15 protein-coding genes are annotated in these 22,185 nt (G+C 44.6%); 11 read left to right on the top strand and 4 right to left on the bottom strand.

Going from position 1 to position 22,185, the window contains the following annotated elements:
- Positions 1–324 precede the first annotated feature (324 nt).
- The 8 genes from GVO63_RS14935 (at position 325) to rpsO (ending at position 11,481) form a co-directional block, all read left to right on the top strand.
- A complete protein-coding gene (locus tag GVO63_RS14935) occupies positions 325–3,660 on the top strand; it encodes an MHYT domain-containing protein (protein WP_159580936.1) in 3,336 nt (1,111 codons plus the stop codon).
- A gap of 14 nt (positions 3,661–3,674) precedes the next feature.
- Positions 3,675–4,676, top strand: a complete 1,002-nt coding sequence (locus GVO63_RS14940; protein WP_159492741.1) for a two-component system response regulator — start codon at positions 3,675–3,677, stop codon at positions 4,674–4,676.
- A 292-nt stretch (positions 4,677–4,968) separates the two neighbouring features.
- Positions 4,969–5,427: a ribosome maturation factor RimP gene (gene rimP / locus GVO63_RS14945; RefSeq protein ID WP_159580938.1), complete on the top strand. Its 459-nt coding sequence runs from the start codon at positions 4,969–4,971 to the stop codon at positions 5,425–5,427.
- A 45-nt stretch (positions 5,428–5,472) separates the two neighbouring features.
- Positions 5,473–6,969, top strand: coding sequence for a transcription termination factor NusA (gene nusA / locus GVO63_RS14950; protein WP_159492740.1), 1,497 nt, complete (start codon positions 5,473–5,475; stop codon positions 6,967–6,969).
- A 24-nt stretch (positions 6,970–6,993) separates the two neighbouring features.
- Positions 6,994–9,600, top strand: a complete 2,607-nt coding sequence (gene infB, locus GVO63_RS14955; protein WP_159580940.1) for a translation initiation factor IF-2 — start codon at positions 6,994–6,996, stop codon at positions 9,598–9,600.
- Positions 9,601–9,715: 115 nt separating this feature from the next.
- The gene (rbfA, locus tag GVO63_RS14960; protein WP_159492738.1) at positions 9,716–10,117 is read left to right on the top strand and encodes a 30S ribosome-binding factor RbfA; all 402 of its coding nucleotides are present in this window, start codon (positions 9,716–9,718) and stop codon (positions 10,115–10,117) included.
- On the top strand, positions 10,118–11,089 hold the full coding sequence (truB, locus tag GVO63_RS14965) for a tRNA pseudouridine(55) synthase TruB (protein WP_159492737.1): 972 nt from the start codon (positions 10,118–10,120) through the stop codon (positions 11,087–11,089). It abuts the gene before it with no gap.
- A gap of 122 nt (positions 11,090–11,211) precedes the next feature.
- Positions 11,212–11,481, top strand: coding sequence for a 30S ribosomal protein S15 (gene rpsO / locus GVO63_RS14970; protein WP_159580942.1), 270 nt, complete (start codon positions 11,212–11,214; stop codon positions 11,479–11,481).
- A gap of 64 nt (positions 11,482–11,545) precedes the next feature.
- Here the strand turns inward: rpsO and GVO63_RS14975 are convergent, their stop codons facing one another.
- The 3 genes from GVO63_RS14975 to GVO63_RS14985 form a co-directional block, all read right to left on the bottom strand.
- Complete coding sequence (locus tag GVO63_RS14975; protein WP_159580944.1) at positions 11,546–12,286, bottom strand: pseudouridine synthase; 741 nt, start codon at positions 12,284–12,286, stop codon at positions 11,546–11,548.
- A gap of 167 nt (positions 12,287–12,453) precedes the next feature.
- Positions 12,454–13,254 carry a hypothetical protein gene (locus GVO63_RS14980; RefSeq protein ID WP_159492734.1) on the bottom strand — a complete coding sequence of 267 codons (801 nt, stop codon included), beginning with the start codon at positions 13,252–13,254 and terminating at the stop codon, positions 12,454–12,456.
- 215 nt (positions 13,255–13,469) lie between these two features.
- Positions 13,470–15,026, bottom strand: a complete 1,557-nt coding sequence (locus GVO63_RS14985; RefSeq protein ID WP_159492733.1) for a bifunctional GNAT family N-acetyltransferase/carbon-nitrogen hydrolase family protein — start codon at positions 15,024–15,026, stop codon at positions 13,470–13,472.
- Positions 15,027–15,376: 350 nt separating this feature from the next.
- On the opposite strand from GVO63_RS14985, the gene GVO63_RS14990 reads away from it, so the two are divergent.
- A complete protein-coding gene (locus tag GVO63_RS14990) occupies positions 15,377–16,048 on the top strand; it encodes a 2OG-Fe(II) oxygenase (protein ID WP_159580946.1) in 672 nt (223 codons plus the stop codon).
- 282 nt (positions 16,049–16,330) lie between these two features.
- Positions 16,331–18,016 (top strand): response regulator, encoded by a 1,686-nt coding sequence (locus GVO63_RS14995; protein WP_159492731.1) that lies wholly within the window; start codon positions 16,331–16,333, stop codon positions 18,014–18,016.
- A 119-nt stretch (positions 18,017–18,135) separates the two neighbouring features.
- Here GVO63_RS14995 and GVO63_RS15000 read toward each other — a convergent pair whose 3' ends face one another.
- Positions 18,136–20,727, bottom strand: coding sequence for an ExeM/NucH family extracellular endonuclease (locus GVO63_RS15000; RefSeq protein ID WP_159580948.1), 2,592 nt, complete (start codon positions 20,725–20,727; stop codon positions 18,136–18,138).
- An 821-nt stretch (positions 20,728–21,548) separates the two neighbouring features.
- On the opposite strand from GVO63_RS15000, the gene ahpC reads away from it, so the two are divergent.
- The gene (ahpC, locus tag GVO63_RS15005; protein ID WP_159492729.1) at positions 21,549–22,112 is read left to right on the top strand and encodes an alkyl hydroperoxide reductase subunit C; all 564 of its coding nucleotides are present in this window, start codon (positions 21,549–21,551) and stop codon (positions 22,110–22,112) included.
- Positions 22,113–22,185: the final 73 nt, after the last annotated feature.

Raw genomic sequence — 22,185 nt, forward strand, 5'->3', positions numbered from 1 at the left:
TAAAGAACCCAGCATATGCTGGGTTTTTTTATACCAGTCCGCAAAGATAATGACCCACTCAGCGAGACTTAACATGTTCGTCATCGCGGCGTGTTACCGCAGGTAGCTTGATTCTCCATCAAGGCTACACAACAAAGAGTACGGACATGTTAAACTCGCCCGCGCCTTCTGAGAGGGCAATTATCTATGGGGGGTGGTATTATCCCGCGATCGAACTTTTGTCTATGTTACAAACAATAAGTTAACTACTACACTACAACTGTGTATGATTGTTCTCTCAACATGCCAATAGAAAAACAATACATAAGGTAGTTTGGCCGCGATATGATCTCCCGCTTTTTCACGCTTGACGAACACGCTTCCTTACTTGAAGGCGCGTATCATTTTCCTTTGGTCGTCCTATCACTTCTAGTTGCAATATTTGCATCGTTCATGGCATTTAATGTTGCAGGTCAAGCGGCTGTGACAACGGATAGCCTACGACGGAACACGCTTTTATGTACAGGAAGTGTGGCGCTTGGAGGTGGTATATGGTCTATGCATTTTTTAGGTATGACTGCCTTTGAATTGTGTACGCCGGTAAGCTATAACCCTCTTTTAACAGGATTTTCAGCGATACCAGGTATTGCCGCCGCGTGGGTAGCGCTTCATCTTTTGACCAAGTCGCGTATCAGTTCGGCAGAGGTGTTACTTGGTGGCGTATTGGTTGGCTCCGGTATCGGCACCATGCATTATAGCGGCATGGCGGCGATGGAAATGGCGCCATTGTTGCGGTATGACCTCACCATGTTTACTGTTTCAATTGTTGTAGCTGTGCTGCTCGCTATGCTGGCCCTCTGGATAAAATTCGGTATTACAAAAGCAACAAAGTCGACTGACTTTCTTGGTAGGCAGGTTCTACTGGCCAGTGTGGTTATGGGCGGAGCGATATCAGGCATGCATTATACTGGCATGGCCGCAGCTCGATTTGTTTTACCGCCAGGTATCGAAACGTCTGCTCAATCATCTGGCATTGCCTTTTTTCTTGCTATCTCGATCGCTGTAGTCACGCTCGTGCTTATTACGATGGTTTTAGGCGTGAGCCTATTGTTCAAGTATCGCGATGTGATGGTAAGGGCCATAGAAAGTGAGCGCATTCAAAGAGCAATCACAGATACTGCAGTTGATGCAATCCTCACGGTCGATGACAAAGGCATAATCAAAACTGCTAATCCCGCTGTAGAAGAAATTTATGGCTACACGCCCGACGAGCTAGTGGGACAGCATGCATCTATCGTTATACCTCATGAAAGGCGATATCTCTATGGCGATGATTTTTTCAGTCAACGGGTTGTGCCTACTGAGCAAATTATAGGGACAGGACGAGAAGTAGCAATATTAAGGAAAAATGGTGAGAAGATACCTGCCCGTGTAGGTGTTGGGTATACCAAGTTAGATGGAAAAGCCGTGTTTGTTTCTTTTGCTTCTGATTTGCGCAAAAGAAAAGAGATGGAAGACGCGCTTCGCGAGAGTGAAGCCAAGTTTAGAAGTTTAATTTCCAATATTCCCGGTGTGGCTTACCGCTGTCTTGTTACGCCAAGCTGGCCGATGGTTTTTATCAGTGATGCAGTAGCAGAAATTACAGGCTATCCACCGGAGGATTTCGTATTACCAAACCCCAAACGTTCGTTTTCAGAGCTTTATCACCCCGATGATGTGGACATGTTTTCAAATATCGATAGCGACGCTGGCGCGTTTTCATTCGAATATCGCATTATTTCAAAGTCTGGCGAAGTGAAATGGGTAACAGAACATGGCGTTCATGTGAAAGACGGTGATGGAAACGTACTATATATGGATGGCTTTATCTCGGATATAACGCATAGGCGCGTTATGGAAAACGAGCTTAAAGCAGCAAAGGAAAAAGCAGAGCTCGCTGCAGCGACGCGCGCAGCATTTCTTGCAAATATGAGCCACGAAATTCGTACCCCTATGAATGCTATTATTGGGTTCAGTGATCTTATGCTGGGTGAGGAATTACTTGATGAGCAAAAATCACATCTGACTACCATAAATCGTTCCGCGCGTTCACTTCTTCACTTACTCAACGACATTCTTGATAGCGCTAAATTAGACAAAGGAAAACTCGACTTGGATTATCGGGATTTTCTTATTCGCGAAGAGCTTGACTTAGTCGTATCAACGTTCTGGCTGGAAGCCAAGCGTAAAAAGGTTGAACTTGTTCTGAACGTGGATGAAGCCGTTGCGAGGGCTTACCGAGGTGTGCCTGAACGTATTCGGCAAGTTCTCAATAACTTAATTGGAAATGCGGTGAAATTTACCCATCAAGGTCAGGTGGTCATCAATGTGAAAAGCGACGAAAAGTTTGTTTGTTTTGATGTCTCAGATACCGGTATTGGCATGACGAGTGAGCAACTCGAAAAGGTGTTTGACCCATTTTCACAAGCCGACGCGTCGATGAGCAGAAAGTACGGTGGCACAGGGTTGGGAACGACCATTTCCAAGCAGTTAGTGGAATTAATGGGGGGAACAATCCACGCAAGCAGTGAGGAAAATAAAGGGTCGACATTCTCTTTTAGGCTTCCGCTGGAAATTGCGGAGCAGGTTGAAAGTGATGTAAACCCCATTGATGAAAAATCATCGTATTTTGACGTTACTTTGAAAGTACTCGTGGTCGATGATGTTTCGCAAAATATTGAGTTGCTCTCGCTGTTGCTTAAGCGCGCAGGCCATTCGGTAGAAACAGCAACAGATGGCGCTCAGGCATTGGAGAAAATGCGAGAACAAGCCTTTGATATTGTATTAATGGATTTGCAAATGCCGAAAATGGATGGTCTAGAGGCAGCAAAACAACGACGAATGTTCGAAAAAGCGCAGGGGTTACCAGCTACCCCAATTATTGCTTTGACGGCTAGCGTACTTGTTCAAGACAAACACGCGGCTCAGCAAGCGGGCATGGAAGGCTTCGCGAATAAGCCTGTTGATTTTACTTCATTGATGCAGGAAATCGCGCGCGTTCTCAATATTGAAAGTCACACGGCGCCTGTCAACAATCTAAGGTCGTCACAACCCGACACAACCTCTGCACTCGTAGTTGAAAAACACGTCATAGACTTAAATAAAGCGATTGAGTTATGGGGTAGTGAAGAGGTTGTGCTTCATGAGGTAGATAAATTTGCTTCTTCTTGCCGTGATCAGATAAACGAGATGATGAATACAGCGATAAGAGACGACTTTAGTTCCCTCGCAGCACTCGCGCATCGACTCAAAGGCGTGTCAGGCAACTTAGCGTTAACAACATTTTCGAACATCACACGCGATATCGAGTCCCAAGCACTGAAGTCATCGGTGGACATCGATAAGATAAACGCATTAAGAGACGCGTTAGATAAAATTGAATTAATGTTAAGTGAGTCTCCACTCTATGCTGAGGATGCTATAAATAAAAGTATCGACAATGCTCTCTTACTTGAACACTTGAAAACACTATTAAACAGTGTTGCACAAAACATGGTGAATGAAGACGAATTGGTTTTTCTGCGCGAGGCCGAGCAGACAATGTATAAAGATGAGATCATTCAGATACGCCTTGATATAGATGATTTTGAGTTTGAATCAGCGCAACAAAGTATTAGTGCGCTTATCGAAAAACTAGAGTAGCCAAGAGATACGGCATGTTAGAAATTGAAATCGCGAAACCAACGCTTTTACTTGTTGATGACGAACCCGTTAATTTACGAGTTTTAAAACGGCTTCTTGAATCTGAATGCCAGTTGATATTTGCAAAAAATGGTGAAGAGGCGATAAAGCTTGCCGAGGCTAGGCAGCCCAATTTGATTCTTCTTGACGTGATGATGCCTGGATTAACAGGGTTCGAAGTATGCCGTCATTTAAAAAAGCAAAGTAAAACCAAGCATATTCCGGTGATTTTTGTTACCGCATTGAATGATGAGCACGATGAAACTGAGGGCTTTGATGCGGGTGCAGTTGATTATATCACTAAGCCAATTTCCCCCGCGATTGTAAAAGCGCGTGTAAAAACTCATCTTAGTCTCGTACAAGCTGATGAATTGCTTAACAGTCGTTTGCAGGTTGTGCAGCGATTAGGCAAAGCTGCTGAATACAAAGACAATGAAACCGGCATGCACGTCATGCGCATGAGCCATTTCGCCAAAGAATTGGCTCTCGCCTACGGGCTAACAGAACAGCAGGCAGAGATATTGCTCCATGCTGCACCAATGCATGACATAGGAAAAATAGGGATTGCCGACAGTATTATGCTAAAGCCTGGAAAGCTCACAGACGAAGAATTTTCTACTATGCAAAAGCATCCAGAGATTGGCGCAGAAATTATTGGTGATTGTGGTGATTCTATTTTACTGAATGTGGCAAAATCCGTATCGTTGACTCACCATGAAAAGTGGGATGGCACTGGCTATCCGAAAGGGTTAGCCGGCGAAGACATTCCTATTGAGGGGCGTATTTGTGCTATCGCCGATGTGTTTGATGCATTAACAAGCAAGCGTCCGTATAAGGATGCATGGAGTATTGAAGATACTGTAGCTTTCCTCAAGGATCAAAAAGGTAAGCATTTTGAGCCTAAGCTAGTTGATTTAATGATCGAGATTTTGCCCAAAATTTTGGACATTAAGGCAACCTTCAAGGATGAAGACTAAGTATTGGCTGTTGCTTAATGTGTCACCTATACGTATAATACTTCCATCGAGTGATGAGAGCGGGCTCCCTCAAGTTAGGAAAGTAACGCTCTTATCCATAGCAAGCTATCACCTAACGGTGGTTTTACCCATAGGTTTGCAACTGCCCGTGTTGGCAGGTATGGGTTCAGAATTTTAATTAAAGCCCCGCTAGTCCGGGGCTTTTTGTTGTATTAAAACCTGGAGTCAGCCTCGCTGAGCCGGGTGATGACAGGTGGGCTTTAGGCCCTTTTTTCGTTTTTGGAGGTTTGCATTGGCAAAACTTGAAGAGAAGCTAACCGAAATGCTAGAGCCGGGTGTAGAAGCGCTTGGTTTTGAGCTGGTTGGTATCGAGTTTGTACGAGCGGGGAAGCATTCGATTCTTCGTGTTTTTATTGATCATGAAAACGGTATTACCGTAGATGATTGTGCAGATGTGAGTCATCAGGTTAGTGCAATATTGGACGTAGAAGATCCAATTAGCACTGAGTACAACTTGGAAGTGTCATCACCGGGTATGGACAGACCGCTTTTCAAAGAAAAGCATTATATAGAGTCTGTGGGTGAAGTGGTTCAAGTTCGTTTGTCAATGCCGATGGGCGACAAACGTAATTTTAAAGGCAAAGTACTTGCGTGCGAAGATGGCATGGTAAGTATTGAAGTGGACGGCCAGCAGTTCCAGTTAGCTGTGGCGAATATCGAAAAAGGTAACGTTGTTCCCACGTTCGATTAACGGAACAGCTCTGCTTTCATCGATGAAAGCAAAAGTGAGGCGAAAATGAATAAAGAAATTTTGTTAGTGGCGGAAGCCGTTTCAAATGAAAAACAAGTGCCTAGAGAGAAAATTTTTGAAGCGCTAGAGTTTGCAATTGCTAGTGCGACGAAAAAGAAAAACGAAGGCGAAATTGAAGTTCGTGTCAGCATTGACAGATCGTCTGGTGATTTTGATACATTCCGTCGCTGGCTGGTTATTCCTGATGATCAAGAACAGGAAAATCCCTTTGCCGAAATTACGATTTCTGCTGCGCAAATTGACGAACCAGAAATACAACTTGGCGACTATGTAGAAGAACAGATTGAATCTATCAAGTTTGACCGTATAACTACACAAACTGCTAAGCAAGTTATTGTACAAAAAGTACGTGAAGCTGAGCGTCAGCAAATGATTGCTGAGTACGAAGATAAAGTGGGTGAGTTAGTTACGGGTACAGTTAAGAAAGTTAACCGTGACAACATCATCATCGACTTGGGTAACAATGCAGAAGGTGTTATCTATCGCGATGACATGCTTCCTCGTGAGACTTTCCGTCCGGGGGATCGTGTACGCGGTCTTCTATACGTTATCCGTCCAGAAGCGCGTGGCGCACAGCTGTTTATTAGCCGTACGCACCCAGACATGCTAGTTGAACTTTTCCGCTTAGAAGTGCCAGAAATTGCGGAAGAAACACTAGAAATTAAATCTGCGGCTCGCGACCCGGGTTCTCGTGCAAAAATTGCTGTGAAGACTAATGACAAACGCTTAGACCCAGTCGGCGCGTGTGTTGGTATGCGCGGCTCACGTGTGCAGGCAGTATCAGGTGAACTTGGCGGTGAGCGTGTTGATATCGTGCTGTGGGATGAAAACCCTGCGCAATTCGTTATCAACGCAATGGCACCTGCTGAAGTTGCGTCTATTGTTGTTGATGAAGACAGCAACACGATGGACGTCGCTGTTGAAGCTGACAACTTAGCACAAGCAATTGGCCGTAGTGGTCAGAATGTACGCCTAGCTAGCCAACTGACTGGCTGGGAACTTAACGTGATGACGGTTGATGATCTCAACAAGAAACACGAAGAAGAAAACGCGAAGGTACTTAATCTATTTACTGCTGGTTTGGACATTGACGAAGAGTTTGCGTCTGTCCTAGTAGATGAAGGCTTTACAACGTTAGAAGAAGTGGCATACGTGCCTGCAAGTGAGCTTCTAGCGGTTGAAGGGTTAGATGAAGAAATGGTTGAAGAGCTGCGCAACAGAGCGCGTGCTTTCTTAACCACGCGTGCACTGGCGAACGAAGAGTCGCTTGACGGTGCAGAACCTACCGAAGCCTTATTAAATCTTGAGGGTATGAGTAAACACGTGGCTTATGTGTTGGCCAGCCGCGGTGTTACTGACCTAGAAGAATTAGCAGAACAAGGTACCGATGATATCAGTGATATCGATGAACTAGACGAAGAAAAAGCCGGAGCATTAATCATGGCGGCTCGTAATATCGTATGGTTCAGTGAAGAAGAGTAAGGTCAACAGGGGGAAAATTACGTAATGGCAGATGTATCTATTGAAAAGCTCGCCAGCGACATTGGTACGACCGTTGACCGATTGGTTGGCCAGTTTAAAGACGCGGGTATCTCTAAGAGTGCCGGCGCTCAGGTAAACGAAGACGAGAAACAAAAACTATTGGATCATTTAAGTAAGCAACACGGCAGCGCGGCTGAACCAACGCGCATGACACTGAAACGTAAGACAACGAGCACACTCAGTGTTGGTAAGTCTAAAGAAGTGAAAGTTGAAGTACGTAAGAAACGCACATACGTTAAGCGTAGCGACATTGAAGAGCAGCAACGCCAAGCTGAAGAAGAGGCGAAGCGCCTTGAAGAAGAAGCACGTCTGAAGCGCGAAGCGGAAGAAAAAGCAGCGGCAGAAGCGAAAAAAGCGGCCGAAGAGAAAGCGCGTAAAGCACAAGAAGCTAAAAAGGCCGCTGAAGAAGAGCGTGCTCGTCGTGCTGAGCAGGCTAAGAAAGACGCTGAGGCACGTAAGAAAGACGAGCCTGAACTAAGTGAAGCTGAAAAGGCTGAAGCGGAAGCAGCGCGTCAAGAAGAAGAACGTTTACGTAAAGCGCAAGAAGAAGAAGCGCAGAAAAAGCTTGAAGAAGACGCTAAGAAAGCGGCTGAAGAAGCGCGTAAGCTTGCTGAAGAAAACGAGCGTCGCTGGAAAGAAGAAGAAGAGCGTCGTAAGAAAGCGGAAGCAGAAGAAGTTCACTTGCACTCTAACCGTTATGCTCAAGAAGCGGAAGACGAAGAAGACATGCAAGTTGAGCGTTCATCGCGTCGTCGTCGTAAGTCGAAGAAAAACGCGGGTGAGCATCTTAAGCAAGGCTTTAATAAGCCTGCAGCACCGGTAGAGCGCGTTGTTAAACTTGGCGCAACCATCACCGTTGGTGAATTGGCAAGTAAGCTTGCGATTAAGTCTAACGAAGTTATCAAGACGATGATGAAGATGGGCGAAATGGCCACTATCAATCAAGTACTAGACCAAGATACTGCGGTTTTAGTGATTGAAGAGATGGGTCATAAATATGAGCTTGTTAACGACAACGCACTAGAAGATGAATTGTTGGCTGAGGGCACTGATGGGGTTAAAACCAGCCGTGCACCAGTAGTAACAATTATGGGTCACGTTGACCACGGTAAAACATCATTACTTGACTACATTCGTCGCGCGAAAGTTGCAGACGGTGAAGCGGGTGGTATTACTCAGCACATCGGTGCATATAAGGTAGAAACAGACAACGGTGAAATTACGTTCCTAGACACACCTGGACACGCGGCGTTTACCGCCATGCGTGCACGTGGTGCTACGGCAACAGACATCGTTATCTTGGTAGTTGCTGCAGATGATGGTGTAATGCCGCAAACGAAAGAGGCGGTACAGCACGCTCGCGCTGCGGGTGTTCCCCTTATCGTTGCAGTAAACAAGATGGATAAAGAAACCGCAGATCCAGATCGCGTGAAAACTGAGCTTTCTCAGCTAGAAGTTATCTCAGAAGAGTGGGGCGGCGAGCATCAGTTCTGTAACGTTTCTGCCAAAACCGGTATGGGCGTTGATGGGCTATTAGAAGCTATCGTTCTTCAAGCGGAACTACTTGATTTGCAAGCGGTTGCTGAAGGCCCTGGTCGCGGTATCGTTATCGAGTCTCGTCTTGATAAAGGTCGTGGTCCTGTCGCATCTGTATTGGTTCAGGAAGGTCAATTACGTCCTGGCGATATCCTTCTGTGTGGTGAAGAGTACGGCCGCGTTCGTGCTATGCGCGACGAAAATGGTCAGGACATAAAGGTCGCAGGCCCTTCTACACCAGTAGAAGTACTTGGTTTGTCAGGTGTACCTGTTGCAGGTGAAGATGCCGCTGTTGTTAAAGATGAGCGTAAAGCGCGTGAAGTCGCAGCGAAGCGTCATCAGAAGAAGCGTGAGCTAAAACTTGCTCGTCAGCAAAAAGCCAAACTTGAGAACATGTTTGCTAACATGGAATCAGGTGATGTTAGCGACCTTAACATCGTGCTTAAAGCCGACGTACAGGGCTCTGTAGAAGCGATCTCTGAATCACTTGTTAAACTTTCTACTTCTGAAGTTAAAGTGAACATTGTAGGTAGCGGTGTTGGTGGTATCACTGAAACTGACGCAACCCTTGCGGCTGCATCAGGCGCTATCGTACTAGGCTTTAACGTGCGTGCCGATGCTACAGCGCGTCGCGTATTGGAAGCTGAAGAAATTGACTTACGTTACTACAGCGTAATCTACAACCTAATTGATGAAGTGAAAGCGGCCATGAGTGGTATGCTTGCACCTGAATTCAGACAGGAAATTATTGGTCTTGCAGAAGTTCGTGACGTGTTCAAGTCACCGAAACTCGGTGCAATTGCGGGCTGTATGGTTACTGAAGGTAACGTTAAGCGTAGTAATCCAATCCGTGTTCTTCGCGACAACGTAGTAATTTACGAAGGTGAGCTAGAATCACTGCGTCGCTTTAAAGACGACGTGCAAGAAGTACGTAACGGTATGGAATGTGGTATCGGCGTTAAGAACTACAACGATGTGAAAGTAGGCGACCAAATCGAGGTCTTCGAAATCGTTGAGGTTAAGCGCGAAATTTAATTGCCTTAGTTAATTCGGCATGTGAAAGACGGGGGCCGAGTGCTCCCGTTTTTGTCTGTGTGTTGTAAACAGACAACTCGCCTGCTCGATACTTAAATAAGGAAAGGAGAATGCAATGGCTCGTGAATTTTCACGTACCGACAGAGTGGCTCAGCAAGTTCATAAAGAAGTGGCGAGCATTCTGCAAAATGAATACAAGCACCGCGTTGGCGACATGCCTTTGATCACGGTTTCTGACGTAGATGTGTCGCGCGACTTAGCGCATGCAAAAATTTTCGTGACTATCTACAACAGCACTGAAGAAGAAGGGAAAGCCCAAATTAAGCAGCTTGTTGAATACAAAAAATTTATTCGCAGCATCTTAGCTAAACGCCTCCGCATGCGTTCAGTACCCGATCTTCATTTTTTTGAAGACAGGTCAATTATTGAAGGTATGCGTATTTCTAATCTTGTGTCACAGACCATCGCTAAAGATGAGTCAAAGCGCGATAAAGACGATTCACAAGAGCAGGAGTAGATGGCAAGACGTCGTAAAGGCCGTGAGATTAACGGCATAGTATTGCTTGATAAACCACTAGGTGGGTCATCCAATCAACTGCTACAGAAAGTGCGCTGGCTATATAAAGCGGCGAAAGCGGGGCATACTGGGGCCCTTGATCCTCTCGCTAGCGGTATGTTGCCATTGTGTCTTGGTGAGGCCACCAAGTTTTCTCAGTTTCTACTCGATGCTGAAAAGACGTACGAGGTAACCGCTCGGTTAGGCGTGCGCACAACCACGTCTGACGCTGATGGTGAAGTGGTTGAAGAAAAATCTGTTGATGTAAGCGAAGAACAAGTACGCGATGCGTGTTTGGCTTTTTTAGGTAAGAGCAAACAAATACCGTCTATGTTTTCTGCACTTAAACACCAAGGTAAGCCACTGTATCACTATGCTCGTCAAGGCATAGAGATTGAGCGTGAACCACGTGATATTGAAGTGTATGAACTGGACGTGCTGCGAATCGAACTCCCATATGTGGATATGCGTATTAAATGCAGTAAAGGCACCTATATTCGTTCAATTGTTGACGACTTGGGTCAAAACCTTGGCTGTGGCGCTTATGTAACTCGTTTACACCGCACTGAAGTGGCCGATTACCCTACAGATAAAATGGTATCGCTGGACAAGCTCATTGACATTCAAGAGTCACTGGAAGAGGGTGACTTTAAAGCGCTTGATGACTTGTTAATTCCTATGGATACCGCTGTAAGTCGTCTGCCGTTTGTGACGATCAGTGATACTGAAAGAAACCGCTTTGACAACGGTCAATCTGTAAAAGGGAGCTGCATCGACGCGCTTCGAGAGGGCACGTCTTACCGTGTCTATCACGGTGCTGATACCAACGGTATCTTCCTCGGTGTTGGGGAAGGGGTACTCGACCCGAAAGACCAAGGTGCGCCTAAAGGCGAGATATTTGTAAACCCTAAGCGAAGGGTAGTGTACTCATAAGCAACGCCAATAGAAATAAAGCCGTTAATGACTTGCTAACTGGACAAACGTCATTATAATACGGCGCTCATTCCGCTTTGCTGAATTAGTGATCGGCGAAGCATTAATATTAGGAGAATGCTATGTCACTAACTAAAGAAGAAACCGCAAAAATTATTGCTGAGTATGGCGTAAAAGAAGGCGACACTGGTTCACCAGAAGTTCAGGTTGCTTTGTTAACTCAGAACATCAACAAGCTTCAAGGTCACTTTGCTGATCACAAGAAAGATCACCACTCACGTCGTGGTCTTCTACGTATGGTTAGCCAACGTCGTAAGCTTCTAGACTACCTTAAAGGCAAGAACGCTGAGCGTTACCTTGACCTTATCAAGCGTCTAGGTCTACGTCGATAAGACTAGGTTTCAGAAAGAAAGCGCCCAATGGGCGCTTTTTTTTGTCTGGTGATTGGTATGAGACCTATTTGGCCACTTTCGAAGAGTCCTTTACTGCGTTGTTAAGTATTTTGAGCTCTCTATCCGTTAAATTACGCCATTGACCAGGTTTTAGTGTGCCCAGTTCCAAGTGCATAATACGGGTACGCTTTAGCTTAGTCACTTCGTATCCGAGGAATTCACACATTCTGCGAATTTGACGATTAAGGCCTTGAGTAAGAATTATGGTGAATTTGTTGTTGCCAATAGGTTTTACAATACAAGGTTTAGTTACCGTTCCTAGTATTGGGACGCCGCGGGACATTCTTTTCACAAAGCGCTCACTTATGGGCTGATTAACCGTAACTTCGTACTCTTTGTCGTGTGCGTTTTCTGCGCGTAAAATCTTATTAACGATATCACCATCGCTTGTCAAAATAATTAACCCCTCAGATGGCTTATCAAGTCTGCCAACAGGGAATATACGGTCTTTGTGACCGATAGCGTCTATGATGTTGCCTTCAACGTGACGCTCGGTAGTGCAAGTGATTCCAATGGGTTTGTTGTAAACAATATAAACGCGATCGGATTTATCTTTAGCGACTTTACCCACAACTTTGCCATCAACCTTAACAATGTCGCTTGGGCCTATTTTCGTACCTAATTCTGGAGGCTGATTGTTTACACTAACGCGATTTTGCTCAATGAGTTTATCCGCTTCCCGACGTGAACAAAGGCCGGTGTCACTGATATATTTGTTTAAACGTTTTAGCGCTTGGTCACTCATTGCGCGGTGTTTCCTGTAGATTTTCAAAAGAGGTCAATACTATCACGCCTTGTCCTCATTCTTAAAAGCGAAAAGGGGCTGTTAGCCCCTTTCGTATAGATATTGATCTTGTGATACGCAATCATCTTCGCAGCACTCAACAGTGTGTCATGCAGAAGGAAGCAAAACTACTCGTTTGTTCCAGTTGAAGGTGCTGACCCACTGCCACCCGATGCGCCGCCACTGGAGACTACCTTGGTTGCTATTTCACGGATTTCATTTTCCAAGCTAGTTATTCTCCCTGACAGCGTGGTGTTGCGTTGTTCAAGCACAGAAAGTTTATCAGAAAGATTCCGTACGCTTTGCTGAGCGCTTTGCTTGTCACTGGCTGCTTGTTCTAACTGTACATTAACAGAAAGCAGTTCGTCCGCTATAGACGCTAATTGATTTTTAACTGCACCAATAGCCGCGGCCTGAGACTTTACATCGTCGGACACTGCGTTAATATTTTTATTTACAGCGGTTTGAACGTTACCAACACGGTCACCTAAGTCAGCAATTTCTTTTTGGTTGCGGCGCCATGCCGAAGCCCAAAGCTTGTCCATCTGCTCCCACAGTTCGTTGGTTTTGTTACTCAGTTCAGTAACCTTAACCTGCAGCGCAACAGTTGACTCGCCAATTTCTTCGCCCGTAGCAGAAAGCTTGTTTTCAAGCTGCATAATGCGTTTTTCAGCTTGATCGGCTACCACTTTTTGTTGTTCCAATAAGGTGTACAAGTAATAGCATCCGCCACACGCCATAAGCGCAATAATTGCGACCAATGTTACCCATATACCATTACCGCCACCGTGGTTTGAAGGTGGTTGAGAGTGGGGCGCTGTAGGCGATGACTTCGTTGGAACCGCCTGCCTTTTAGTTTGATAATCTCGGCGGTCTTCTTCATCAAGCCTAATTGTAGGAAACTCGTCGTTCTTTGAATTGTTTGCCATAGTCAGTTAAATATCTCTTTAAGCAGTGCGTTCGATTTAAGGCATATCCTCTCGCCTTGGTAAAACGAACGTCCTTATATTGTTTGCGCACAACTCCATGTTATCGTTAAATTGATGGAAATTCCATGGCTTATAAAGCGCGTAATGACTCTATAGGCCATGGTGACATGGATTTGCTGACATGCAGTCACTTTAGCTGCGTTTATATCGCGTTTTTAACTTTTGTCGCCTATCCATTCAACGCGGTATAGGTCACGTCTTCTGTCCAAATAATTACGGACAGAGCCTTCATTTTGCAGCTTGGTGAGCTTGTCTAGGTCTAGGTCGACAATAAGCGTCATTTCTGTGTTAGGGGTGGTTTCCGACACAATAGCATCATGAGGGAAGGCAAAATCACTCGGTGAAAATACGGCGGTTTGGCCATATTGAATGTCAACATTGTCTACTTTAGGCAAGTTTCCTACACTACCTGCTATCGCCACATAGCACTCGTTTTCTATGGCTCTAGCCTGCGCACATCGGCGAACCCGCAAATACCCGTTTTTCGTGTCAGTCCAAAATGGTACGAAAAGTATCTGCATTTCTTGATCAGACAAAACCCGCGCGAGTTCTGGAAACTCTACGTCATAGCAGATCAACACGCCAATTTTGCCAAAGTCGGTGTCGAAGGTTTTAAGGCTATTTCCGCCCTTCATGATCCAGTCTTTTTTCTCATGAGGTGTGGGGTGCAGTTTGTACTGGCTTTCTATAGTGCCATCACGCTTACAGATATAACTCACGTTATAGAGTTCTTCATCTTCAACCACGGGCATTGAGCCTGCGATGATTGTGATATTATAAGAAACCGCTAAATGAGAAACTGCGGTTAAAATTTCGTTGGTATACGTCGCTAAGTGCCAAATGGCGTCTATTGATGAGTCCGACGGGCTAAGACCCATTAAAGGCGCATTGAAAAACTCTGGGAATAAAGCCACGTCGCAAGAGTAGTCTGATAGTGCATCCACGAAGTATTCGACTTGTTGTAATAACTCTTCAACGTTATTGAAATATCGCATTTGCCATTGAATACAGCCTATGCGCGCACTGGATTTTCTACTTGCAATGAGCGATGGCGTTCCTGGCTCGTAGTAAATATTGTGCCATTGCAGTAACGTTGCATATCCTTTTGAGGCTTCATCTTCAGGTAAGTAAGCCGTCATCACCTGCTTCACTTCGAAACCATTAGAAAGTTGAAAGGTTAGGATAGGGTCGTAGATATCTTTGAGCTTAACCTGCTCAATGTACTCATAAGGCGACAGTTCATGTGCGTAATTTTTGTAGTTTGGAATACGCCCGCCTGCCATTATCGATTTTAAATTAAGGTTACGGCATAGTTCTTTTCGCGCTTCGTAAAGGCGCCTACCTAGACGCAACCCACGATATTCAGGACAAACAATCACCTCAACGCCGTACAACACGTCGCCGTTAGGATCGTGAGTCGTCAAATAGGCGTCACCCGTAATTTCATCGTAGCTATGTTTATCGCCAAATTGGTCGTAGTCCACAATCACGGAAATCGCAAAAGCCACTACTTTGCCTTTATCTTCAATGCAAATCTGGCCATCAGGGAACGTGGTTACCTGCGCTTTGTAATTTGAATAGGGCCATGCGCCTCCAACGTTAGCGTAAACTTTATCCATCAACGCTTTTACATCGTTGTAATCGTCTAGCCTTAAATTTCTTAGGTCTAAATGGTGTTCTGTTTCTTCTATTTGTGTCTGGTCTTGACTCATGGTTTACTCATTCTGCTTAAAATTTCTTGCACTAGTAGGGTGTCCACTACGCAATGCGATGGTTAACGCACTGGTCTATGTCTTGGAACCTTAATCTATCGTAAGCTTTAAATATTAATAATTTTAATATAGCAAATGAAAAACTAAGCAAGAAGTGTGCGACCTCGACACTCGACATCTTTCGATTAATATTTTTGCCGTTATCGATTAAAAAATTAAAGAGTAAAAACGCGTTTCACAATTGCTATATGGTGGTCCAAAGCGTATAACTTCGCCTCCTTCAAACCAGTCCTGTGCAGCCCGTTGCTCAATAATATGATGGGTATGATTATTTAGGTAATGGCATATAGATGAACAGTGAACAACTTGCTTCGAATCAACCTCTTCGTACTTTCGATGAATCCATTTTTGAAAAGGTCGTTGATGACCTTGTCTCTAAGGGGTTTTCTATTCAGGAAAATGGTTTGCCTGACTTTATCACGGACGCACTGTTAACCCGTCAGCGCTGTATCGCCGATGAAGAATATAAACGCGCAGGTATTGGTCGCGCTTTTAATTATCAAAAGGTGGATACAGTCAGGGGCGATGAAATTTGCTGGATTACAGGTTCAACGCCTGAAGGGGCGCTTTGGCTTGATTGGTGTGCAGCCATGCAGCACTTTATCAACCGTTCACTATTTATGGGGTTATTTTCGTTTGAAAGTCATTTTGCGTGTTACGAACCCGGTAAATTTTACAAACGTCATGTAGATGCGTTCAAAGGTCAAGGCAATCGAGTTCTATCGCTGGTCGCGTATTTAAATGACAACTGGAAGAATGAGGACGGAGGAGAATTGGTACTTTATGCTGATAGCGAAGACCGAAAAGGTACGCGGGTTTTGCCAAAAAAAGGGACCTTTGTTGTCTTTTTGAGTGAAGATTTTCCTCATGAAGTATTACCCGCAACACGAACCCGTCACTCTGTTGCTGGTTGGTTCAGAGTAAATGGCAGCGTAAACGACAACATAGATCCACCTCGCTAAATTGGTGTGAAAGCTAAGGTGTGACTCCTTGAAGCGAGCACAGTATCAAAAGCTTCGGACTTATGTATAATGTTGTCTCGCTATGCGACTCATGTTAGCGCATGTTAAAGACACACGTACGGTTTATTGAACTTGCTGTGCTTACTTGTTCTATTTAAGTGCTACAATGACGTGTCGATATATTTAAAGCACTCGTTATGGGTAATATAGTGTAGTCCGCAATAGAGCTTCCCGAGAATCTATTGTGTCGCTTAGGGAAAAGTCGTTAGAAGTGATCACTTAATGCTGGAAAAAATACCTGCCCCCACACCACGGGAAGAACTGCATGTCCTGGTTATAGATAATCAGGGGCTTGTTCACGATGTTATCGCATCGGCACTACATGAAATTGGAATTAAAAATGTCAGTAGTGCATTCAATGCGTTTCATGCAAAGCGACTTTGTGAATCGCGTCAGTATGATTTTGTCTTATTAGCTTTCAACGTTAGCCACGATAAAGATGGTTTTCATCTTTTTGAAGAGTTAAAGCACCTTAACCACATTAACGACACAACGACAGTTGTGTTTCTCAGCGCGGAAACCTCTCCAGAGCTTGTTAATTGTATTGTTGAGCTTCAGCCAGATGATTTTTGGGTCAAACCCTTACAGCGAAATAAGATTGAAACGCGATTAGAGTATTTGATTCAAATTCGTCTTAAGCTGCATAAAATGCTGTACTGTATGCAGATAGGCGATTACTCCACGGCCATGTATTATGCGGAGAGGCAGTTAAAAGACCCATCGCTTTCTGAATATCACACCAGAATAAAGCGCCTTATTGGTGACTGTCTTTTACAGCTTCGCGATTATACAACTGCAGAAGACTATTTCAGAGGCTTGTTGCAGAATATGGACCACGCATGGGTTCACATAGGTCTTACGCGGTCGCTATTGCGTCAAGACGAATTAGAAGAAGCACAGCTTCTCGTTGATGATTTGCTTCTGCGCCCTGACACACGCTTTTTAACGTTTGATTTACTCGCCCAGTATTTTATAGAGAAAGAACAGTTTGATATTGCTTACGAGCAAATGAAGGAAGCAAGTCGACTTGCGCCCCGAAATATTGAGCGAAACAAGCGACTGTGGGACCTAGCTAGACTCAATCATGACAAGGTGGGGCAACTGTCAGCGGTACAAAATATGGCGAAGTTTGCGAAAAACTCAATTCATGACTCGCCGCAACTTACATTGAACGTCATTCGCTCCACGATAGATTTGGCAACAAGTTTAGGTAATGCAGATACAGAAAAGTATCTTCAAAGAGCAGAGTCAGAGCTTGAGGAACTTAAAAGCCAAAAAGGTGTACAGAATCAGCTAAGTGAACAAATTGACGTGGTCAAAGCGCGGGTTCTTTGCCTGAGAGACGATAAAAAAAGTGCAGAGAAGCTGATGAAAGATCGCTCCGCTTCCACAGATGGTCTGTCTATGGAAGATAGTCTGGACAAAATGAAAGCGTTTCATGAACTCGGTATGCGCGAACACTGTGTAAGAATTTTAGATAAGCTAAGAAAGCAAATTGAAGGCGATACTTTTACTTCGCAAGTGGTGAATGAATACTTAAATCAAGAGTCGATTGAAAGAACTGAAATTCAGTTCACGACAAAGGAGCTTAAGCAAATGGCAGCGGTAAATTACAAAGAAAACCGTTTGCTACCTGCCTATAACAACTTGCGACAAGCGCTGACTTTATCGCCCAAAGATAAACAAATCGCGTTGAGTTTACTGAAAGTGATTACGCAAATTCACGTAGAAGATAACCTTACCGATGAACAAATGAAAATCGCAAAGCGTGCCGCAAAGCTCTTAAATGATAGCGGTTTATCAACGACTCAAGCAGAAAAGCGAGACCAGTATATCAAGATGATTGGTATTGAAGTTGATGACACCAAGGCGTCTGATTTAGTGGGGATGGTAGTGTCTAAAGCATAAGCAGAGATGGCCTATTGGTTGCCCAGAAAGGTCGTTGCCCACATAAAAAAGCTGCCGATTAAGGCAGCTTTTTATCGTAGTATTGCGTTAGACATCACAAATTGCGATGTATTTATCTTTTATGCTTTTTTCGTTTTGATACTATGTTGACGACGGCGAAAGCCTACCATTGCGGCTAGCAATGCAAGAATTCCTCCCATGGCTCCGCCTGAGCTATCACTGCTATCCGCTTCTTCTTCTTCAACAACGTCAGCCTGAAGGTCGAACGTGGCAATGAATGGGTCATGATCAGAACTTCTAAACGGGCCCACGTCGGTGAATGCATAGCCGTCTTCATCGGGGTAAAAGCGCAATGCTTGGTCGTATTGCAACTGGTATGCTTCAACCGAGTTGATATTCCAGTGCGCGCCATCAAGAGCGTCTGCAAGCATGGCATCACTCGCCAGAACGTGATCTAAACTACCCACTTGCTCAGTGCCGTAGAACCAGTAAGAAAAGCCTTCTGCGTCGAATTCTTCAGCCAAGTTGTGATAACCAAACCCAGCTTCAACTTCAACGGATTCCCCTTCATCCATGCCAGTATTCACTGCGGTAGTGATAGTGTATCCACGAGTTTCAGGGGTGTAATTAGTAAGAACTGCTACTGGATCCTCAGCGCTATAGGCGTTCAAGTCACCCAAAATCACCTTACGCTCTGGCAGACTTTCATCACTTAATGCAGTACCTAGTGTAATCGCTGCTGATACGCGAAGTGCGTTACAGCTGCCTTGAATGGTTGTGATTTCAGATGGGGACTCTGCAACGTCTTCAGCGCATTGACCACCTTTAGATTTAAAGTGATTCACAGCGACAAGAAAAGATTTACTGCTTTCAAGGTGCGAAAAAGATTGAAGTAGACTAGGGCGCATACGGGCCAGGCTATCTTCGTCAACTTGCTGCTCTGGCATGGCCACAACTATCGCATCACCTTCTGGCATGACTACAGAAGCTTTATACAACAGGCCTACAGTAATAGCGTCTGTTCCAATTTCACTGCCATCATTGGTAGCGATAAATGCGTATTGTTCGGTTTCAGCGAGTTCGGCATTGATGGCATTAACAAGAGACTGGATGGCACTATCTTCACCAAAACCATCGTTTTCAATTTCCATTAAACCGACAACGTCAGCATTAAGGTTAACAATGGCTTCTACGATACGGCCTTGTTGTAATTCAAACGCCACGTCGTCCTTTGCACCACGGTTTCCATCATAATCGAACGTGACATCGCCATTCTCGTCTACTTCGCCATTAAAATAGTTAAGTACATTGAAGGTGGCAATGGATAGGTTGCCTTCTGCGACGACAGGGTTAGCTTCACGAGAAGACGTTACTTCAATAACCTCGCTTGGATTAATTCTGTATGTACCGAAACTGTAGTTGAGTGGGCCCGATGCCGAAACAGCATCGCCAATACGAATCGCGTTGGCGTAGCTGAAGGTAGGGAAGTAACTCAATGCATCTGGGTACTGTGAGCTGCTGTTATCTTCAATGGTAAGAAGGCTCGTCTCACTCGCTTCTTCAGCAGCTGCGTAAGCCTCCGAGAGTGGAGCCGCCATGTCGCTCGGTTGGCGTTTAATTGTGTCACTCACAACAATTTCGCCGAAGCGCCACAAGTTGTTAGTGCTTGTCACGGTTGCATTACTAATGCTTACTACCATGCCTTCAACGGTTTCAAGGTCAATGTCGTATGGCATAGAGATCGCTACCGCCGTAACTGCGTCTGCAGTTCCACAATCAATTGCTGTAACATCGCTATCCATGGCAAGGGTTGTCATGCCGTAGTTCTCTTCTACTTCACCATAAAGGCGAACTACGCTGCCAGTTGCAACTTCTACGTTACCTTCTACGAAAAGGCCTTCAGAAGTCACATCGAGAGCGTCATAATCTGACGCTTCTTCTTGTATAAAGAAACCGCCCGCGCGAGTGCCTGTCACGATGGCTTCGACAATGACACTGTTGCCTACTTCTGCAGAGGCGCTTTCACTGCCTTGAATAGCACTAATCAGTGTTGCGTCATCGCCACAAACACCCAATTCAACGGCGGGTTCCTCTGGAACGTCTACAACATCACCGCCATCAGTGGTAAAAGTAGCCGCAGGAAAAGGGGTTGCAGCGTCGGTGTTTGTCGTTGAACCGTCAAGTGCATCAACCCCACTGAATGTCCAGTTTGCTGAATCGAAGTTGCCGCCATTGGCTGTTTTGCCAGAATTTCGGTAGGCCCATCCATCGAGATATTCCCAGGCTGTGCCGGTTCCGTCGGTATTAATATCGCCAAATGTGTCTATTACGCTGCCATTTTTAAAAAGCTCTACGGCATCATCGCCGTTAATCGCCATTGACGAGCTGTCATAATCGGGCGCTAAGCCAAAAAATGCAGTAAACCCATCTACTTCTGAAGCGACGTAGATATAGCTTCCTGCAGTAGCAGCGACACCGGCTGGAAAAGTGAATTCTTCACCATCAGTGCCGTCACCATTATTGGCTGAGCCGATACCGTAAATCGACAAGTCAGCAATGTCGTTCACAACGAAAAGTTCAACCGCTTTTGGAACACCGCCACTTAGCGGTCCATCGATAACACCGCTGATAACTAAATCGTTAGCGTTAACCGAGGTAGTAGAAAGTGCAGACAAGATCCCTGCAGATAGTAAAGTTAATGATGCTCTCACGGCATTTTCCCTTTGTAGTTTTCATTATTTTTAAATCACACGGGTATTTACGTTTCGTTTTCGACACGAAGCGCCCCTCTTTGTGATGTGCAATTTTTTATTGCTGTACTACAGTAATAGGGTTCTTGATGGGTAGGAATGACTCAACCTTATTCAAGCTGTTTTTAGGAAAAATATTATAAATCATCGACTTAGGTTTGATGGGTAAGTTTATTTGTGCTTATGTTTCTTATCAAAAGACACCATGACACAATAAATAAAGCTAGATAAACGTTTTTTAAGACCCTATGTGCCGCTTACAAGTTGCAGATTGACTACCAGTGTCTCTACAGATTGTTCACCTTCGTCAACTACCTGTTCTGTTTACAGATTTTAGTTTTCTAAATCAGTCGCAAACCTTTATATAGGTGTTTTTTGTGTAAGGCGTTAAATGCATGTTGTTTTTCAATATGGGCAATATTCCTTGTTAGATACTTACGTCGATACGTCGCCAAACACTCTTCGGTATCCTTTTATTCATCATATATTGAAGCATAGTCTTTAAATCTGTTTTTAAGCCCACACCTAATGAAGCTAGTGTGGTTTGTCAATTATGAACACGCAGCGATTTTTCAATTCAATAATTTGATTAAGCGATTCATTTTTACCAATTAGTTTTTTTTGACAGAGCGCGCTATTCTTGTCACCAGTTTCGAAGAGACGGGGTTTTAACTTCTGTGCTTAAATCACAAAAAGATAAAACTTTGTCCCTACATCAAACGTAAAATTGACATCGCAGGTAATAAACCAGCGACTAATTTAAACCAAATGGAGAATTAAACATGGCATTGATCAATACTGCTATTAAACCTTTTAAAGCAACAGCATTCAAAGATGGCGAGTTTGTTGATGTAAGCAGCGAAGACATCAAAGGTAAATGGGCAGTTTTCGTATTTTATCCAGCTGACTTTACGTTCGTTTGCCCAACAGAGCTTGGTGATATTGCTGACAAATACGAAGAGCTTCAGTCTCGTGGCGTTGAAGTATTCTCAGTTTCTACTGATACACACTTCACTCACAAAGCGTGGCACGATTCTTCAGAAACGATTAACAAGATCAAGTTTGCAATGATTGGTGACCCAACGGGCGAAATCACTCGCAACTTCGATTGTATGCGTGAAACAATGGGCCTAGCTGACCGTGCAACATTTGTTGTTGACCCAGAAGGTATCATTCAAGCGATGGAAATCACTGCTGAAGGTATTGGCCGTGATGCAGACGATTTAGTTCGCAAAGTAAAAGCTGCGCAATACGTTGCCAATAATCCTGGCGAAGTGTGCCCAGCAAAATGGAAAGAAGGCGAAGCGACCCTTGCACCTTCACTAGACCTAGTTGGCAAAATTTAAGCAACGTGCTTGATGCCTAATACGATAGCGCTATTTAACCGTTAAATATTAGGCAATTCGTTAGTAGGGAGTG

Source organism: Alteromonas sp. KUL106 (genome assembly GCF_009811415.1).
In the GTDB taxonomy this organism is placed as follows: Bacteria; Pseudomonadota; Gammaproteobacteria; order Enterobacterales; family Alteromonadaceae; genus Alteromonas.

What these genes read in the sequence shown, in the direction of transcription:
- GVO63_RS14975 (WP_159580944.1), bottom strand. Translation starts at nt 12,286, where the DNA reads ATGAGTGACCAAGCGCTAAAACGTTTAAACAAATATATCAGTGACACC.
- GVO63_RS14985 (WP_159492733.1), bottom strand. Translation starts at nt 15,026, where the DNA reads ATGAGTCAAGACCAGACACAAATAGAAGAAACAGAACACCATTTAGAC.
- nusA (WP_159492740.1), top strand. Translation starts at nt 5,473, where the DNA reads ATGAATAAAGAAATTTTGTTAGTGGCGGAAGCCGTTTCAAATGAAAAA.
- ahpC (WP_159492729.1), top strand. Translation starts at nt 21,549, where the DNA reads ATGGCATTGATCAATACTGCTATTAAACCTTTTAAAGCAACAGCATTC.
- GVO63_RS14990 (WP_159580946.1), top strand. Translation starts at nt 15,377, where the DNA reads ATGAACAGTGAACAACTTGCTTCGAATCAACCTCTTCGTACTTTCGAT.
- rpsO (WP_159580942.1), top strand. Translation starts at nt 11,212, where the DNA reads ATGTCACTAACTAAAGAAGAAACCGCAAAAATTATTGCTGAGTATGGC.
- infB (WP_159580940.1), top strand. Translation starts at nt 6,994, where the DNA reads ATGGCAGATGTATCTATTGAAAAGCTCGCCAGCGACATTGGTACGACC.
- rbfA (WP_159492738.1), top strand. Translation starts at nt 9,716, where the DNA reads ATGGCTCGTGAATTTTCACGTACCGACAGAGTGGCTCAGCAAGTTCAT.
- truB (WP_159492737.1), top strand. Translation starts at nt 10,118, where the DNA reads ATGGCAAGACGTCGTAAAGGCCGTGAGATTAACGGCATAGTATTGCTT.
- GVO63_RS14995 (WP_159492731.1), top strand. Translation starts at nt 16,331, where the DNA reads ATGCTGGAAAAAATACCTGCCCCCACACCACGGGAAGAACTGCATGTC.
- GVO63_RS14980 (WP_159492734.1), bottom strand. Translation starts at nt 13,254, where the DNA reads ATGGCAAACAATTCAAAGAACGACGAGTTTCCTACAATTAGGCTTGAT.
- GVO63_RS14940 (WP_159492741.1), top strand. Translation starts at nt 3,675, where the DNA reads ATGTTAGAAATTGAAATCGCGAAACCAACGCTTTTACTTGTTGATGAC.
- GVO63_RS14935 (WP_159580936.1), top strand. Translation starts at nt 325, where the DNA reads ATGATCTCCCGCTTTTTCACGCTTGACGAACACGCTTCCTTACTTGAA.